Consider the following 16,184-nt stretch of genomic DNA (forward strand, 5'->3'; position numbering starts at 1 on the left):
AATAAAGTCCCCCTAAAATTAAATTATTGTAACTTTTGAATTCGTTCCCACTGGTTCACAATGTCGGTTACACGAACTCCGAAGTTTTCATCGATGACAACGACTTCGCCCTTGGCAATCAGCTTATTGTTAACTAAGATGTCTACCGGTTCACCTGCAAGCTTATCCAATTCGATAATCGATCCCTGAGAGAGTTCCAAGATGTCTTTAATCACCTTGTGTGTTCTGCCTAATTCTACAGTTACCTTTAACGGTATATCCAGTAGTAAATTCAAGTTCGTATCATCCGAATGCCCTAATGCACCTGATTGTAGATTACCGAACTGCACAGGCTGAACATTGACATTACGATTTGGCATCCCGCCGTATGCAGCAGGTGGCTGCTGATACATGGGTTGCTGCGGCGGATACATCGGCTGCCCCATTGGTGGTTGCATTGACGGCTGCATAGGCTGCTGGTACATAGGTTGTTCATACACAGGCTGCTGTTGTTGATACATAGGTTGCTCATACACAGGTTGAGCAGCTGCAGGGGGCGGTGTATGTACTTCCTGCATTGGCGCTGGTGAAGGCGTCGGCGCTTGAGCAGCAGGTGCAACCTCCATCGAAGAATCAGAATCGCCACCCATGAGGATCGATACCATTTCTTTGGCAAAAGGAACAGGTAGTAATTGCATGATATTAGAATCAATAAGGTCGCCAATGATAAGTCGGAACGATATCTTTATAAATACGTCCTCGTCGGGCAGTTTTCCTTCTCCTTTCGACAAATTTAATATGTCGATTCCTGGAGGTGAGATATTGACAAATCGATTAAATATGGTAGACATCGATGTCGCCGAAGATCCCATCATTTGATTCATCGCTTCTTGCACGGCACTAATGTGAATTTCGCTGAGATGTTCATCTCCGCCAGTCCCGTCTCCACCCATCATCAAGTCAGCAATGACTTGAGCATCGCGCGTTTTGATCACTAACAGGTTAATACCATCGAAGCCATCTACATAGTTGACATGGACAGCAACATGTGGTTTTGGAAATTGCTCTTGCAATTCATCTTTACTGATAATCGATACCTTTGGCGTCGTGATGTCGACTTTTTTACCGAGCAAGGTAGAAAGAGCTGTAGCTGCACTGCCAAACGTGATGTTACCAATTTCACCTAGTGCGTCTTGTTCTAATGAAGATAAAAAATCTTCAACTTGAGGAGACCCATGAAAAGAAGTGGCTGAACTATCGTCCGAAGACTGTCTCAACAAAGCATCGATCTCTTCCTGGGACAAATAATCTCTATTATTCGTCATAATCTTCTTCTCCTTCATTTACGATATCTGTAATTTGAACAGCCATCTTTCCTTTTAAGGTACCAGGGCTACCGAGATATTTCAGCTTCTCGCCCACTTTGACTTGAAGCGATTCTTCGACGGATTTATGCAGCGGGATAACATCGCCGACCGTTAAGCCTAAGAAATCTCGAATTGAAATTTCGGACGAACCCAATTCTGCAATGAGGGGCAGCTTGGTTTTTTCCAAGCGGGATTGAAGTGCTTCCACTTCTTCAGGTGCTCTCGTCTTCTTCTGTGAAACAAACCAATGATGCACAGAAAGTCGAGGCATAATCGGTTCGATGACCACATGCGGTATGCATAAATTAATCATCCCCGTGGTATCACCAATTTTGGTGCTCAGTGAGATCAATGCGATCGTTTCATTAGGTGAAACAATTTGCATAAACTGTGGATTTGTTTCAAGTGCTTCTAATCTAGGCTGAATATCAATGACTGTTTTCCATGCCTCTTGCAAGCTTTCGAAGGCTCTGCTAAAAATACGTTCCATAACAATTGTTTCAATCTCAGTTAAAGCATTAATCTTCGTAGGGGTTGTACCCGCACCGCCTAACAAGCGGTCTAACATAGCAAAGGCAACATTGGGATGAACTTCAAGCACCATCCGACCCTCTAAAGGCTCCGCTTCAAAGATGTTCAAAATGGTCATTTTCGGGATCGAACGAATAAATTCATCATAAGGCAATTGTTCAACCTGAACCACACTAATTTGTACAAACGTACGGAGCTGCGCTGAGAAGTAAGTTGTTAAGAACCGTGCAAAGTTTTCGTGAATTCGAGTCAAACTTCGAATGTGGTCCTTGGAGAAGCGTACAGCCCTTTTAAAGTCGTAAGCTCTTACTTTCTTCTGCGTATCTTCTTTTTTAAGTTCATCCGCATCCATTTCGCCAGAGGACAATGCAGCCAACAAGGCATCGATCTCATTTTGCGACAAAACATCAACCATTAGAGTCACCTCCTTTTAGCAAAATCAATAGCGAATTTATTGAAGCACTTTATCAGTTATCCAAATTTGCTTTATTTTACCTTCATGAAGCAGTGGGTTTAATTTGTTCATTAACGTAGCCGTTAAGTTATCAGAACCTTTACTTCCTTCAATTTGATCCTTTGTAAGATCTCCTAGTGTTTGAACGATCGTCCCTTTCACTGCGGAGTCCAACAAACTGTCAAATTCAGTCTTACCTTTTGCGTTTTCTAGTTCAAAAGCGAAACTAATTTTAATGAAGTTTTGGCTGCCCGATAAATTGGTTAAAATATCTTTGATGATTGCCGTGTTTGCCTTAACCGCTTCAGCAGATGGTGCTTTCGTCGGTTTCACACTTGCTACAGCATCTTGTGCTTGTACCGCAGGATCTTTGGATTGATTATTCTTCTCCATAAAATTCCACAGAACGAAGGCAGCGGTCAAAATTAAAGTGATTGCAATTAAAATCGATACGATCAGTATGAAAATTTTATTCTTAAACAATTACGAACCCTCCGCATCCCTTGACATAATCGTCGCTCGAACTGAGCCAATTTCCTGCATGTAGGTCCGCACTAAGCTTACCACAACCTCTGCCTTCTCAAGAACGGTGATTTTCTTGCCTGTCGTCAAGGTAATCATGGTGTCTGGCGTCTCTTCAATCGATTCAATCAAAATAGCATTAAGGATGATGGCTTTACCGTTTAAACGAGTGAGAGAAATCATGCTTCTCCTCCTGCATCAGGTTAAGGGGAGACTAGCTCCCCTCTGTCATTTCAATGAAAATTAACGTTTAAGATTAACGACCTCTTGAAGCACTTCATCAGAAGTTGTGATAATACGGGAGTTTGCTTGGAAACCACGTTGAGCGATGATCATCTCAGTGAACTCACCAGTCAAATCAACGTTGGACATTTCTAATTGCCCAGAAATCAGTGTCCCTGTTCCTGTTTCTGTATTACCAGGAGCACCAATTTCAATCGCACCCTCTGGGTTAGCATTCGCTGTCATACGATACAGATTGCCACCAATTTTCTCTAGACCAGACGGATTAACGACTTTGATTACGCCGATTTTTTGGCCAGTTGCTACTGTAGCTCCTGTAGTGTCGACACCAATAATGTCACCGTTTTGAGAGATGGAGAAGGATACGATATCATCCGGAATCACGATTGGGCCTGCACCGTCAGCACCCATAACATGAAGCCCTTCTGCATTAACAAGGTTTCTAGAAGGGTCTACGGTGAAGTTTCCAGATCTCGTCAAATAAGGAGCATCCGTTTGTTCTGTTGTTCCTACTGCAAAAAACCCATCTCCATTAATACGTAAATCTGTTGGAACATTTGTCGTCATCGCACTACCAGCTGTATGTACAGTGTCAATTGAAGCCACGCTTACACCTAAACCAACTTGCTGAGCATTCACACCGCCACGGTTCTCATCAGCAGCACTAACGCCGGAAACCGTTTGGCTAAGAATGTCTTTAAACATAACACGGCTACCTTTAAATCCGATGGTGTTTACATTTGCGATATTATTACCAATAACATCTAACTTTGTTTGAAAACCACGCATACCTGAAACACCAGAGTATAAAGATCTTAACATCTTGCTAGCCTCCTAATCGGATTAAAATAACGTATAACATGAGCTGCTTCGTTCGATCCACAGCTCCAGGCTTCCTGCTCGGTCGAGCCCGTTTATTAAGATATAATAATTGCACTGTCTATCTGTGTAAAAACATGTTCATTCATCGCGTTCCCGTCAAGCGCAGTAACAACAGTTCGGTTAGGAACATTGACAATCAATGCATTTCCGCCTAAAACCATTAGCGCGTCCTTTGCACCTTTTGCAGCTACTTTATCAATGGCTTTGCTTAGACTATCGAGTTGCTCCGGCTTCAATTGAATGCCTCTCTCTTTCAGCCTAACTTCTGCATGATGACTGAAACGAACAAATTGCTCCTGAAGAAGCTTTTGAAATGTAGGATTACAGGCTGCGGATGTGGATACCGGTTGCTGTACAGGTATTCGTCTCTTTGAAGCTGGAGAAACCGCATTAGGATAAAGCTGCCCTATGGATATTCTCTCTGTCATTTCGTTTCTCCGACATCCTCAATTTTCTTGAGTTTATCTAGAGAAATTTCCACTCCCTTCACAGTGGCAAATTGATTGCCGTCTTTGAACGTAATGGAATCAACAACGCCTGACTGTTCGACAGTCGCTCCAGTAGAGTCCGTTTCATCCCAAGTGATCGATTTACCAATCAAACCTGAAACAAATCCTAGTGATTGACGCATTAGTTTCATTTCACCAGCCATATTGGTCAACTGCTCAACGGAAGTGAACTGAGCCATCTGGGCAATGAACTCTTTGTCTTGTAATGGTTGTGTTGGATCTTGATTCTGAAGCTGGGTAATTAAGATTTTGAGAAAATCGTCTTTACCTAATGCGTTGTTGTCTTTATCTTTCGTTTTAGCATTTTTCCCTGCATTGATTAAATCCGAAACGTTACCTACGATGGGATTAGCAGCCATACTTTCACCTCCAACTGCATCAAATGGACACACAATTAGGCAGTTACGTCAAAGGAATTGCCATGAATAGCCGGCCTGACTTGTGCCACGGCATCGATTTCTTGATCAAAATCCAGTGATTCTACCTCAATGCTGCCGGAATTATTTTTGTTTTGACGTTGAGACTGTGCAAAAGTTTGTTGCTGACGCTGGTCCTGGAACATGCTGGATTGCATGTTTTGGCTTTGCGTAACTTCAAGCTTTTCGACTTGCAAACCTTGTGTTATAAGAGCTTGTCTCAGCTGTGGCAGCTGATTTTCCAGCATCTGCTTAGCTGCTGCGGATTCGGCTGCAAACTGTGCGACCAGCTGTCCATCATGCATCGATATTTTCACATCGATATGCCCCAGATTTTTTGGAAACAACGATAATTTAGCTTCGGAGAAACCGTCCGCAAGAGTGATCTTCATGTTTTTCAGTACATGATCAGTCATTTCTTCAGCGAAATTAGCAGCATTCATCGTTGGAGCAACGGCTTTATCAACAACTGCCTGAGACTGCTGTGTTCTCTGCAAATCAGCGATGGTAACCACGGAGCTAGTAGAACTTTCTGGATCAGTTGGCAGATCTACAAGATTGGGTACCGCATCTCCTGATGTAGAATATGCATTCACCTGTGTGTTTAGAAAACCACTCTTCAGAGCAAGAAGCTCCAATTTTGACTTAGCTGGTTGCACAACAGTCACAGTGTTCAGTATATCCATGTTCAGATCCGATGTTTTTCTACTACTTAACTTGTGATGGTTTGGCTTATCTGCGGAAGTGACTTCCTTTTTATTCAACAAACCTTCCAAAGCTACAGTAGTATTCTCAGTTGCATCAGAATCCAACGTTTGACCTTGCAAATTCGTCATCAACTCTGGTAGTAATGGTTGGATGACTTTTTGAAGATCTTGATTCAGAAACTTCACAATCGGATTGTCAGGTTGCTGCTTAGACAGTGACGCTAAGGCTAGCAATGTATTCTGAGCTTGCAGGTTGGAAATTTCAGTTGTTTGAAGATTTAATGCACTAGGAAGATTAACCAAAGGACTTGGTTGAGCTCCGCTTAGCGTCTGCAGTAGTTGCGCTGCATCTTCAAACCATTGCTGAACCTTCGGATCCTGCAATAATTGCTCAGCAAGTGCTGGATTACTATTCATAGCCTCCAAAACAACTTCAGAAAGTGGCTGCTCATCCAGCTTAACATCCTGCACAGCAGTACCTTGCATAGGTGCTACCAAGCTCTGAAGCATTTGGAGCAACATGCCTAGAGAAAGTGCTGGGTCAGCCGGATTCACTTCACCATTACCTGTTCTATCTTGAGACAATTGACCGTCCAAGACTTGATTGAAGCCGTCTTTAGAAGTCGTTCCCGTCGCTCCCGCCTTATTCGCCGAGGTAGATGCAGGATTTGAAGTAGGTGTTGTCTGTATTTGTACATCCATTTTAATTTATTCACCTCCCTCCTAAGATCAAAGTCAGTTACTGAACAAGTTTAGCTGAAATTGAAGCAGCGATTTCCTTATTCGCATCAGACAATGCTGACATCACTTTGGAACGGGAAGCATTATCCATGCCACTTAGAATGGCTAATACTTTATCGGGATTTGCTTTATTCATTTCAATTAACACATTTGAAGCACTTTTGGGAGTCATGTTAGCAAAAGTTTGACCTAAATCCGATTTGCTGACAGATGTCGTCGCTTTTGCTGTGCTTGCTCCATTCGTTGCTAATCTTTCTTGCAAAGCGGCAATCTCTTTATCTCTTACAGGAGTAACGTCTTTAAGTCCCATCGATGCTTCGGCCGCTTTAGCAGCATCCATTTTCTCCAGGATAGCCCCGCGACTGTCCGCTTTCATCATGGAGAAGATTAGCACCATTTCTTTGGGTGTAAGGGCTTCGATAATTGGAGCCGCCTTGCTCGGCGTCATTTTGGCGTACATATTGGCAAGCTGAGTAATTTGATTCGCATACTCTTCTTCTGTTTGCGTCTTATCTTTCAACTTTTCTTCAAGTTCAGTAATCTTTGCTTCTGCATCTTTGAGTGATTGATCCTTCAGCTCAGTTGTTGATTCAGCCTTCTGCAAAGTGGACTGAAGCTCTGCCAATTTGGCATTCAACTTCGTAATCTCATCATCCTTGGTTTTGATGCTTTGTTCAGGAGTTGTCTCTTTACCAGTTCCGCTAGCAACACTTTTTTCTTTAGGCGCGGGAACAATTGCTCCAACCACCGGAGTGTTATGCAACGCTTTCTGAATACTGCTCTTGATATCATAATCAAAGATTGACAGCAACACGAAAAGCAAGACAGCCGTAAACACAAAGGGGATGACAAACCATATCAGAAACCGCTCCAGCGCACTATAAGATGCACCTTCAATGCTTGTATCGGCCATCTCCTTGTTCCTCCTTTACCTTCCTCAATAAGAGAGTCGTTTGAACCGGTTTGTTGCCATTTCATCCAGAGCATCCTGCTCTTTTTTGGCAACAAAGGATTGAAATTGGCCGAATGCCTTCTCTCTAGCTTTCGACCACACCTTCTCATCGATCATTCTTTCCGAAAGATGTTCCTGCTTTTTGAGCACGATATGCTTAGCTTGCTGAACATCTTGATGTTTACGAGCAATCTGCTGGTCCACATGATTCATATAAGTTTGCAGCATAAGCATCTTTGCAATAGATACTGAATCGCAAGAGGCCGTTACCATTTCCTCATGCAGGTTCTCTTTTTGCTCAAATAATCCATGTAAATTCGTTTCTTCGTTCCGTAGTTGACCCATTGCCTCAGATAAGATCCACTCTGCCTGTGTTCGTTCATTGTTTTTTAAATCGACAATTTGCTGGAAAGAATAACGAAATTGCATTTAGAACCCTCATCCCTTATAAAATTCGTGAATCAAACGTTCTTGAGCTTCTTCATACGTAAGTTTTTCACTAGTTTTTTGCTTCGTGAAGTCCCATATGGCTTCAATATGATCCATTGCAACATCAATATTTGGATTAGAACCTTTTTGGTACGCCCCAATATTGATAAGGTCTTCCGAATCTTTATATATAGAGAGAAGTCGCTTTAAATGATCAGCAGCTTCCATGTGTTCAGAAGGCACAATTTCTTTCATTACACGACTTACGCTGGACAAAACATCAATGGCAGGATAATGACCTTTGTTGGCAATGCTGCGGTTTAGCACTATGTGACCATCAAGAATCCCACGTACCGCATCAGCAATTGGTTCATTCATATCATCGCCGTCAACGAGCACCGTATAAAATGCAGTAATGGATCCTTTCGGACCAGTACCTGATCGCTCTAGTAGACGCGGAAGCATAGCAAAAACCGAAGGTGTATAACCTCGGGTTGCTGGAGGCTCCCCGACAGCAAGGCCTACTTCGCGCTGTGCCATGGCAAACCGTGTGACGGAATCCATCATCATCATCACATTTAGGCCGCGATCGCGAAAATACTCAGCGATGCTTGTCGCAATCATTGCTCCTTTGATGCGAATGAGCGCAGGTTGATCAGATGTTGCAACGATAACTACTGATCTTGCTAGTCCTTCAGGACCTAGATCTCTTTCGATAAAATCCAAGACCTCTCTGCCCCGCTCACCGATAAGTGCAATGACGTTAACATCTGCAGATGTATTACGGGCAATCATTCCCATCAGCGTACTCTTGCCGACACCAGACCCTGCAAAAATACCAACACGCTGACCTTTACCAATTGTCAATAATCCATCGATGCAACGTACACCTACGGAGATTGGATTCAGCACTCGCGGGCGAGCTAAGGGGTTACCCGGCGCATTATTCGTAGAATATTGAGCCATTCTTGAAGGTAGAAACGAACCATCCAGTGGTTGTCCTAATCCGTCTAACACTTTACCAAGCAGCTCATGGCCTACTTGAACAGTAAGTGGTTTTCCAGTACCTACAACATCACAGCCAGGTCCGATTGAATCCAAATCGCCGAGCGGCATCAGCACCACTTTATTGCTGCGAAAACCAACGACCTCCGCTTTTAAAGGCTTATTGGATTTATGCGGGTAAATGTAACAAAGGTCGCCAATACTCACATCTGGCCCTTCTGATTCAACCGTCAATCCGATCACTTGTGTTACTTTTCCATTGACACGGATGGGGTCGATCGAGTGCAAATGCTCTTTGTATTTATCAACTTTTGGTAGTGGGCTGTTCATGATCCTGTACCCTCACTTTGAGTAGCCAACTGTTGCAGTGCTGATTTGATCTCCTTCAGCTGTGTATCGATTCGGGCATCAATGCTTCCAAAAGACGAACGAATCACGCATCCACGATCTTGTACTGTAGAATCAGGAATAATTTGCAACTCAGCCTGTGAGTCTATAGATGTTAGCAACTCTTCACGTGCATCTTGTATGTAAGCAAATTGAGAAGGAGCAACACATAAAGCAATGATCCCTTTTTCGCGTCTACGCGACAGAACGGTTTGAATCAACTCAACAACCCATTCTGGATTTAAGGTTAATTGTTTACCTATGACTTTCTCAGCTATCGATGTGCTTAATTCTATCAAGAAAGGCTCAGATTCTTGAATGATCTGCTGTTTAAGCTTGTAGGATTGCTCTAGAATACTTTGAGCTTCCGATAACATTTCACTGTATTCCTGTCTAAGCGCTTCTTCAGCTTGAGCAATTCCTTGTTGGTAGCCTTCTTCAAAACCTGTTTGCTTGGATAAGGAGACTTGCTCTTCATCTTCTGCACGGCGTGTTTGCCACCAGCTATTAATTTCTTCCTGCGTTTGTTCTCGGAGTTCCGAACATTCCTGCATGGCCTGCTGAATCTGCTCATTAGCAAATTCTTCAGCGTCTTGAAGAATCTGATCTTTCAAGTTCGTTGCTTCAGATAATTCCTGCTGTTGCTCAGGAGTCAGCTGATTACTTCCATCATGATCTTCATTAAGGAACTGAAATGGCGAGATCGTTTCAACCAATTTCTTATCATCTACAGCGTAATAAGCAAATGATTTAATGATATTAGACAATAATATCGTCTCCTCCACCACGTGCAATGATGATTTCACCTGATTCCTCTAGGCGGCGGATTGTAGCGACAATTCTCGTTTGTGCTTCTTCAACGTCACGCAAACGAACAGGCCCCATAAATTCCATTTCTTCCTTGAACGTCTCTGCCATCCGTTTGGACATGTTTTTGAATAGAACATCGCGAACTTCTTCACTCGCCACTTTAAGCGCAAGCTGTAGATCGGCATTCTCAATATCACGAATAATTCTCTGAATAGAACGATTATCAATATTGACAATATCCTCAAAGACAAACATCCGTTTCTTAATTTCTTCAGCCAATTCAGGATCTTGGATTTCTAGAGAATCAAGAATGGTCCGCTCAGTTCCTCTATCAACCCCATTCAAAATTTGAACGATTGATGCAATACCTCCAGCATTTGTGTAGTCCTGTGTAACAGTTGACGATAGCTTTTGCTCGAGTACACGTTCAACCTGACTGATCACTTCTGGCGAAGTGCTATCCATCAATGCGATACGCTTTGCAACATCTGCTTGTTTTTCTTGAGGCAACGAAGACAAGATGATAGAAGCTTGCTCCGCTTGCAAATAGGACAAGACTAGTGCAATGGTTTGCGAATTTTCATTTTGAATAAAGTTAAGGATTTGTGCCGGGTCTGCTTTTCTAGCAAAGTCAAATGGTCTTACCTGCAAAGTAGCTGTCAGACGATTAATAATATCCAGTGCTTTCTGAGAACCAAGCGCCTTCTCCAAGATGTCTTTGGCGTAAGCAATACCGCCTTGAGAAATGAACTCTTGTGCAAGACAAATCTGATGAAACTCAGACAGAATCGCTTCTTTTTCGAAAGAATCTACTTTCCTTACATTCGCAATCTCTAGTGTTAACTGCTCAATCTCTTCTTCTCGTAAATGTTTAAATATTTGAGCAGACACCTCAGGGCCTAAACTGATCAAAAGAATGGCTGCCTTTTGTCGTCCGGTTAACCCGTTTAGAGCAGCTTTGGCCATACAAGTGCACCTCTATTCGTCTACTAACCAAGTACGAAGCAGATTGACAAAGTCTTCTGGCCGCTTTTTCGCAAGAGTTTCTAACTGCTTACGTACTTGATTGTCATTAGTTACATTTTCAATATCAATCGTTGGAAGCTCAGCTTTATTCGCTGCCATGCTTAGATCTTGTTCCATTAATTGTTGTGCAGCTTTTCTGCGTCTTCTAATTGCAAATCCAGCAATCGCACCAATCGCAAGCGCCGCTAATGCCAAACCAGCGTAAGTTAAGTACGTTGTTGTTTTGGAAGCAAGTGTATCTGCAGGTCGTGCAAAAGAATGTGCAAGAACTGTAACTTTTTTCTGTAATTCATCGTCTGTATATGTAGCCTTGTTATCTGCTAGTGCGGTCCTAACAATACTAACCAAAGCGGTTTGCACAGCAGTTTTCGTTTCAGCTGTCAAAGAAGTCGGATCATCTTTAACCGGTGGTTCAATTCCGACATTAATACTTAGATCTTTTACTATGTACGGTGTCGCAACAATGTCGTTCGTAATCCGATTCACTTCGTAATTTACTGTCTTTGTGTTTTTCTCTGTATTCGATTTCCCTGAGTTTGACGATCCTGGGTAACCAGGTACATCCGTCGTGCCAGTACCAGGAACGCCGCCAGTATCTGCGCCATTATTTTGGTAAGACTCGCTAGCTTCCTGCAAGGAAATTTCCAAGCCCTTTTGATCCACTTGATTTGGCGCGGAGACGAGCTGTTCTTTACTCTTCTTTTGATCAAAGTTCATGGTAGAGAATACACTTACATTTACTTTGTCGCGTCCAAACATAGTTCCCAGCATGTTCATAATATTTTTCTGCAGATCTTTCTGAAACTTATCGTTAATGTCGGACTGGCTTGTCACTAGGCTTGAGGAAGACTGACCTCCTGATTTGGAAGAAACTAAGCTTTGCCCATATTGATCTGAGATGGTGATATTCTCAACAGGGAGATTTTTGATGCTGTGTGAAACCAAGTTATAGATGGTATCAATTTTACCTTGATCAAGTGTGTAGCCTTGTTTCATTTGAAGAACAACGGATGCTGTTGCTTTCTCTTCTTGCTGTTGCAAGAAAGGCCCATCCTCCGGAAGTGAAATAAGAACCTTTGAACCTGCGATGGCTTGATTGGAATTAATAAGCTGCTGCAACTCACCTTGAATCGCATTTAAATATTTCACTTTAAACTCGTTATCTGTGATACCAAAAGAACTACTGTTGCTAAAAGCACCGAATCCTAGAGAACCATTTTTGTTTAAACCTTGTGACTCAACACCGAGTTTCACGTTCGCAACTTCATTTGTAGGCACTTCGATGCTTTTACCATCAGCACTAAGCTTGTATGGAATTTTAGCTGTGTCTAGATAACCTTTGATCGCAGCCGCGTCACTTGGCTGAAGTTCGGTAAATGCTAAGGAATATTCCGTCTTAGATAAATTAACACTGATAATTGCAGCTGTAAGGATCAGAAGGGCAACCGTTGCGATAAATGTTATTTTTGTTGTTCTACTATATCGATTCCAATACTGTTTAACTTTCTCCCAGTACTGGAGGAGATTCTCGTTCACTCCGTCACCCCATCGAACCAAAGTTTTAGCAGCATCTCGTCAATTACAGCTGCATTCTCATCATTTCTTGGTATGCTTCAAGGACTTTATTTCTAACTTGCACAGTAAGTTCCAGACCTAATGATGCTTTCTCGGAAGCAATCGTAAGCTGATGGACGTCTGAAAGCTCTCCTTTAATGAAACTTTGATTAAGCTGATCGACTTGTTGTTGTTGCGTGTTTAAATTCGTCATCGCTTCATTCAGAAAAGAACCAAATCGTTTACCAAGATCCGCAGCACCTTCACCTGAATTGTCTTTGGGTTGAACTGAGCTCATGATATTTAATGGACTATAACTAATTTTGTCTATCATTCTGCAACCTCCCGATTCGTTATCTACCGATCTCTAATGCCTTTGTAATCATTGATTTACTTGCATTAAGCGCGGTAACGTTAGCTTCATAAGATCTTGTCGCAGAAATCATATCAACCATCTCTTTTAGCACATCAACATTGGGCATGTAAACAAATCCATTTGCATCTGCATCAGGATGTGTAGGGTTATATACTTGTTTAAGTGGCGACTGATCTTCGAAGATTTTGTTGACTCTTACACCTTCGCCTGTTCCATCTCCCATTGCTGATTGCAAAGACTGTGCGAAACTCGGTTGTGACTTTGTTTCAAATGCAACTAACTTCCTCGTATACGGAACCCATTTCCCATCCACAAACTTAGCACGTGTTGTATCCGCATTAGCAATATTTGAAGAGACGACATCCATTCTTAAACGTTGTGCAGTCAGTGCTGATGAACTGATGTCAAATCCGTTAGTGAGCCTCATTGGTTATTACTTCCCCCCTAATACTGTGCGCATTTTTTTAAATTCACTGTTCATTTGCTGAATCATCGTATTGTATTTCAGTTGGTTTTTAGCCATTAAAGACATTTCATAATCCATATCGACATTGTTCAAGTTGTTGTTAATCGCTGTCGATTCATCGGTTTTAATTTCTGAATTCGGTAAATTTGTCGATTCGCCTATAAAGAAATGCTTAGGGTTTGTCCGATAACCTTCTATAGAGGGCGTTGATGAATTCATTTCACCTTGCAAAAGCTCTTCAAACAATACATCTGACCGCTTAAAGTAAGGTGTGTCCACATTGGCGACGTTGTTCGCTACCACTTTTTGTCTAAGCGTCGAAGCATCGAGCGAACGCTCCATCAAGTTCCAACTGGGTTTGTCCAACAAAGACATACTCGTTCCCCCCTTTCAATAGAGTATTCGACACTATACTTCCACAAAGAAAGTATGTATTCCTTCTTATTTCGACATTATTTTCACAAAATAAATAGAAAAAGTTTCCTGTTGTAGAAATTTGTAAGTTCATTACCTTTCTAATCATCTAAGATATTAGCTTAAGTTACAATAAGAAAAAAGCCCTATCTTTTTGCAGACAGGGCTTTTCAATAGTACTGATTATAGTTTCGTCTTGATCTGTTCGATACTCTGGATTAATTGTTCATTTAAAATTCGGATATAAGTGCCCTTCATACCAAGCGAGCGTGTCTCTATAACTCCGGCACTTTCCAGCTTACGAAGTGCATTCACGATAACAGAACGCGTAATTCCAACGCGATCAGCGATTTTACTCGCGACCAAAAGCCCTTCTTTGCCATCTAATTCCTCAAAAATATGCTCTACAGCTTCCATTTCACTAAATGATAATGAGCCTATTGCTACTTGAACGACAGCTTTACTTCTAGCCTCTTCTTCGATCTCTTCTGCTCTTTCTCTCAAGATCTCCATAGCGATTACTGTCGAGCCATATTCAGCTAATATTAAGTCATCATCAATAAATAGGCTTTCATTGCGACTTAGAATTAGTGTCCCTAACCGATCGCCACCACCAATAATAGGTACCAGCGTCGTGTGGGTGTAAGGGAACATGTCTTTCATTTGTTCTGTGTAGTAAAAATACGGGCTACTTGGTTCTGACGTCGACGTCGTTTCTTCTATTTTCAATAAAAGATTGTTGGATTCAGACGGAAATCTACGTTCAAGCAAGATCGCCTGATTCATTTCAGATGAAATCGGATCATTCGTTGTTGCATAACCTAGAATCTTCCCTTTACGGCTAACAACATATATATTTGCTATAACAATATCACGAAGAACTTCTGCCATATCCATAAAGCTAACCGCATTCCCTGCTTCCTTTTGCAGCAATCGATTTAGCCTTCTTGTTTTGTTTAATAAACTCATGTAACTGCCTCCTACTTACGTAACCCTGCAATCGCTCATTATAAAATGTATTGACTCAAGTCTCTATTTTGAACTATACCGCTCAGCTTTTCGCGTACATATTCTGGATTGATTACGAAGGACTCCAATGTAATTTCTGGGGCTTCAAAGGAAAGATCCTCAAGTAATTTCTCCAAGATCGTGTGCAAACGACGCGCTCCGATATTTTCTGTGTTCTGATTGACTTCTACCGCAATTCGAGCTATTTCCTGAATAGCTTCCTCAGCGAATTCAACTGTTATACCTTCTGTTTGTAACAAAGCCGTGTACTGTTTCGTTAGTGCATTTTTGGGTTCCTTCAAAATAGAAACAAAATCCTCAAGCGTTAAATCACTCAATTCTACTCGAATCGGAAAACGCCCCTGAAGCTCTGGGATCAAATCTGAAGGTTTGGCAATATGGAAAGCCCCAGCACCAATGAATAAGACATAATCCGTCTTCACAGGTCCATATTTCGTTATAACGGTAGAACCCTCAACGATTGGGAGAATATCTCGCTGTACGCCTTCACGCGAAATATCTGGACCATTCCCCCCGCGGGAACTGCTGGCTACTTTATCGATTTCATCGATAAATATGATACCCGACTGCTCAGCGCGGTGAATCGACTCTTGGATAACATCGTCCATGTCAATCAATTTCTGCGCTTCTTCTTGTGTTAGAACTTTTCTTGCTTCCTTCACTGGAAGCTTGCGTTTCTTCATTTTTTTGGGCATCAGGCTACCAAACATTTCCTGCATATTCATGCCGGCTTGCTCGTTTCCTTGCCCAGCAAGCATATCCAACATGGAAGGAGAAGAGTCTTCCACTTCAATCTCAACAATCTCGCCTTCTAATTTACCACTAGTCAATTGATCTGCGATTTGAGCCCTTCTAGACGCTAGATTTGGATCAGGCGCACTCTCTTCCTGCTCGGGTTGATTCTGGCCTCCAAACAGCATTTCGAACGGATTACGCTGCGATTTGGTGCGCAATGGACTTGGAGCCAATAAAGAAACAATTCGCTCATTAGCTAACGTCTCTGCACGGTCTTTCACTGCTTCCATGCGTTCCGATTTAACCATACGAATTGAGGTTTCAATTAAATCCCTTACCATCGATTCGACGTCACGGCCGACATAACCTACTTCAGTGAATTTGGTTGCTTCTACTTTAATAAAAGGTGCTCCAACCAATTTAGCTAATCTGCGGGCAATCTCAGTCTTACCTACGCCTGTTGGTCCAATCATCAAAATATTTTTGGGAACAATCTCATCCCTCATGGCTTCATCCACCAGATTTCTCCGATAACGATTCCGCAAAGCAATAGCAACCGATTTCTTTGCTTTCTTTTGACCTACAATGTATCGATCTAATTCCTGGACAATTTGTTTAGGTGTTAGGGAGCTATTTGCCATTCGGGTACC

General features: G+C 42.2%; 19 protein-coding genes. All 19 read right to left on the minus strand.

All coding sequences use genetic code 11. The annotated features are described in order from the left end of the window. Positions 1–23: 23 nt before the first annotated feature. A complete protein-coding gene (gene fliY, locus AC58VC_RS09140; RefSeq protein ID WP_497368502.1) occupies positions 24–1,304 on the minus strand; it encodes a flagellar motor switch phosphatase FliY in 1,281 nt (426 codons plus the stop codon). After that, a complete protein-coding gene (gene fliM / locus AC58VC_RS09145; protein ID WP_497368503.1) occupies positions 1,294–2,292 on the minus strand; it encodes a flagellar motor switch protein FliM in 999 nt (332 codons plus the stop codon). The genes fliY and fliM overlap by 11 nt, the downstream gene beginning before the upstream one ends. Positions 2,293–2,328: 36 nt before the next feature. Then, positions 2,329–2,814, minus strand: coding sequence for a flagellar basal body-associated FliL family protein (locus tag AC58VC_RS09150; RefSeq protein ID WP_161405844.1), 486 nt, complete (start codon positions 2,812–2,814; stop codon positions 2,329–2,331). After that, positions 2,815–3,036 (minus strand): flagellar FlbD family protein, encoded by a 222-nt coding sequence (locus tag AC58VC_RS09155; protein WP_145656465.1) that lies wholly within the window; start codon positions 3,034–3,036, stop codon positions 2,815–2,817. A 60-nt stretch (positions 3,037–3,096) separates the two neighbouring features. Continuing rightward, entirely contained in the window at positions 3,097–3,918 is an 822-nt protein-coding gene (flgG, locus tag AC58VC_RS09160) for a flagellar basal body rod protein FlgG (protein ID WP_497368504.1), read from the minus strand. 95 nt (positions 3,919–4,013) lie between these two features. After that, positions 4,014–4,406, minus strand: a complete 393-nt coding sequence (locus tag AC58VC_RS09165) for a TIGR02530 family flagellar biosynthesis protein (protein ID WP_497368505.1) — start codon at positions 4,404–4,406, stop codon at positions 4,014–4,016. Continuing rightward, positions 4,403–4,846, minus strand: a complete 444-nt coding sequence (locus AC58VC_RS09170) for a flagellar hook capping FlgD N-terminal domain-containing protein (protein ID WP_497368506.1) — start codon at positions 4,844–4,846, stop codon at positions 4,403–4,405. Before AC58VC_RS09170 ends, AC58VC_RS09165 begins: the two co-directional genes overlap by 4 nt. 35 nt (positions 4,847–4,881) lie before the next feature. Further along, positions 4,882–6,312 (minus strand): flagellar hook-length control protein FliK, encoded by a 1,431-nt coding sequence (locus AC58VC_RS09175; protein ID WP_497368507.1) that lies wholly within the window; start codon positions 6,310–6,312, stop codon positions 4,882–4,884. A gap of 37 nt (positions 6,313–6,349) precedes the next feature. Further along, entirely contained in the window at positions 6,350–7,264 is a 915-nt protein-coding gene (locus AC58VC_RS09180) for a MotE family protein (protein WP_497368508.1), read from the minus strand. A gap of 24 nt (positions 7,265–7,288) precedes the next feature. Next, the gene (gene fliJ, locus AC58VC_RS09185) at positions 7,289–7,732 is read right to left on the minus strand and encodes a flagellar export protein FliJ (RefSeq protein WP_497368509.1); all 444 of its coding nucleotides are present in this window, start codon (positions 7,730–7,732) and stop codon (positions 7,289–7,291) included. 9 nt (positions 7,733–7,741) lie between these two features. After that, positions 7,742–9,067: a flagellar protein export ATPase FliI gene (gene fliI / locus AC58VC_RS09190; protein WP_497368510.1), complete on the minus strand. Its 1,326-nt coding sequence runs from the start codon at positions 9,065–9,067 to the stop codon at positions 7,742–7,744. Then, positions 9,064–9,891, minus strand: a complete 828-nt coding sequence (locus tag AC58VC_RS09195) for a FliH/SctL family protein (protein ID WP_497368511.1) — start codon at positions 9,889–9,891, stop codon at positions 9,064–9,066. Before AC58VC_RS09195 ends, fliI begins: the two co-directional genes overlap by 4 nt. Beyond that, a complete protein-coding gene (gene fliG / locus AC58VC_RS09200) occupies positions 9,884–10,900 on the minus strand; it encodes a flagellar motor switch protein FliG (protein WP_145656483.1) in 1,017 nt (338 codons plus the stop codon). The genes AC58VC_RS09195 and fliG overlap by 8 nt, the downstream gene beginning before the upstream one ends. A gap of 12 nt (positions 10,901–10,912) precedes the next feature. Beyond that, on the minus strand, positions 10,913–12,496 hold the full coding sequence (gene fliF / locus AC58VC_RS09205; RefSeq protein WP_497368512.1) for a flagellar basal-body MS-ring/collar protein FliF: 1,584 nt from the start codon (positions 12,494–12,496) through the stop codon (positions 10,913–10,915). A gap of 43 nt (positions 12,497–12,539) precedes the next feature. Beyond that, positions 12,540–12,848 carry a flagellar hook-basal body complex protein FliE gene (fliE, locus tag AC58VC_RS09210; protein ID WP_145656487.1) on the minus strand — a complete coding sequence of 103 codons (309 nt, stop codon included), beginning with the start codon at positions 12,846–12,848 and terminating at the stop codon, positions 12,540–12,542. Positions 12,849–12,867: 19 nt separating this feature from the next. Then, positions 12,868–13,317: a flagellar basal body rod protein FlgC gene (gene flgC, locus AC58VC_RS09215; RefSeq protein WP_145656489.1), complete on the minus strand. Its 450-nt coding sequence runs from the start codon at positions 13,315–13,317 to the stop codon at positions 12,868–12,870. A 6-nt stretch (positions 13,318–13,323) separates the two neighbouring features. Beyond that, entirely contained in the window at positions 13,324–13,731 is a 408-nt protein-coding gene (flgB, locus tag AC58VC_RS09220) for a flagellar basal body rod protein FlgB (RefSeq protein ID WP_497368513.1), read from the minus strand. A gap of 222 nt (positions 13,732–13,953) precedes the next feature. Next, positions 13,954–14,739: a GTP-sensing pleiotropic transcriptional regulator CodY gene (codY, locus tag AC58VC_RS09225; protein ID WP_145656493.1), complete on the minus strand. Its 786-nt coding sequence runs from the start codon at positions 14,737–14,739 to the stop codon at positions 13,954–13,956. Between the two features lie 38 nt (positions 14,740–14,777). Continuing rightward, complete coding sequence (gene hslU, locus AC58VC_RS09230; protein WP_497368514.1) at positions 14,778–16,175, minus strand: ATP-dependent protease ATPase subunit HslU; 1,398 nt, start codon at positions 16,173–16,175, stop codon at positions 14,778–14,780. Positions 16,176–16,184: the final 9 nt, after the last annotated feature.

The organism is Paenibacillus sp. J22R67 (assembly GCF_059692175.1).

Coding starts and splice junctions, on each gene's coding strand:
- fliY (WP_497368502.1), bottom strand. CDS start 1,304: ATGACGAATAATAGAGATTATTTGTCCCAGGAAGAGATCGATGCTTTG.
- fliM (WP_497368503.1), bottom strand. CDS start 2,292: ATGGTTGATGTTTTGTCGCAAAATGAGATCGATGCCTTGTTGGCTGCA.
- AC58VC_RS09155 (WP_145656465.1), bottom strand. CDS start 3,036: ATGATTTCTCTCACTCGTTTAAACGGTAAAGCCATCATCCTTAATGCT.
- flgG (WP_497368504.1), bottom strand. CDS start 3,918: ATGTTAAGATCTTTATACTCTGGTGTTTCAGGTATGCGTGGTTTTCAA.
- AC58VC_RS09165 (WP_497368505.1), bottom strand. CDS start 4,406: ATGACAGAGAGAATATCCATAGGGCAGCTTTATCCTAATGCGGTTTCT.
- AC58VC_RS09170 (WP_497368506.1), bottom strand. CDS start 4,846: ATGGCTGCTAATCCCATCGTAGGTAACGTTTCGGATTTAATCAATGCA.
- AC58VC_RS09175 (WP_497368507.1), bottom strand. CDS start 6,312: ATGGATGTACAAATACAGACAACACCTACTTCAAATCCTGCATCTACC.
- AC58VC_RS09180 (WP_497368508.1), bottom strand. CDS start 7,264: ATGGCCGATACAAGCATTGAAGGTGCATCTTATAGTGCGCTGGAGCGG.
- fliJ (WP_497368509.1), bottom strand. CDS start 7,732: ATGCAATTTCGTTATTCTTTCCAGCAAATTGTCGATTTAAAAAACAAT.
- fliI (WP_497368510.1), bottom strand. CDS start 9,067: ATGAACAGCCCACTACCAAAAGTTGATAAATACAAAGAGCATTTGCAC.
- fliG (WP_145656483.1), bottom strand. CDS start 10,900: ATGGCCAAAGCTGCTCTAAACGGGTTAACCGGACGACAAAAGGCAGCC.
- fliE (WP_145656487.1), bottom strand. CDS start 12,848: ATGATAGACAAAATTAGTTATAGTCCATTAAATATCATGAGCTCAGTT.
- flgC (WP_145656489.1), bottom strand. CDS start 13,317: ATGAGGCTCACTAACGGATTTGACATCAGTTCATCAGCACTGACTGCA.
- flgB (WP_497368513.1), bottom strand. CDS start 13,731: ATGTCTTTGTTGGACAAACCCAGTTGGAACTTGATGGAGCGTTCGCTC.
- codY (WP_145656493.1), bottom strand. CDS start 14,739: ATGAGTTTATTAAACAAAACAAGAAGGCTAAATCGATTGCTGCAAAAG.
- hslU (WP_497368514.1), bottom strand. CDS start 16,175: ATGGCAAATAGCTCCCTAACACCTAAACAAATTGTCCAGGAATTAGAT.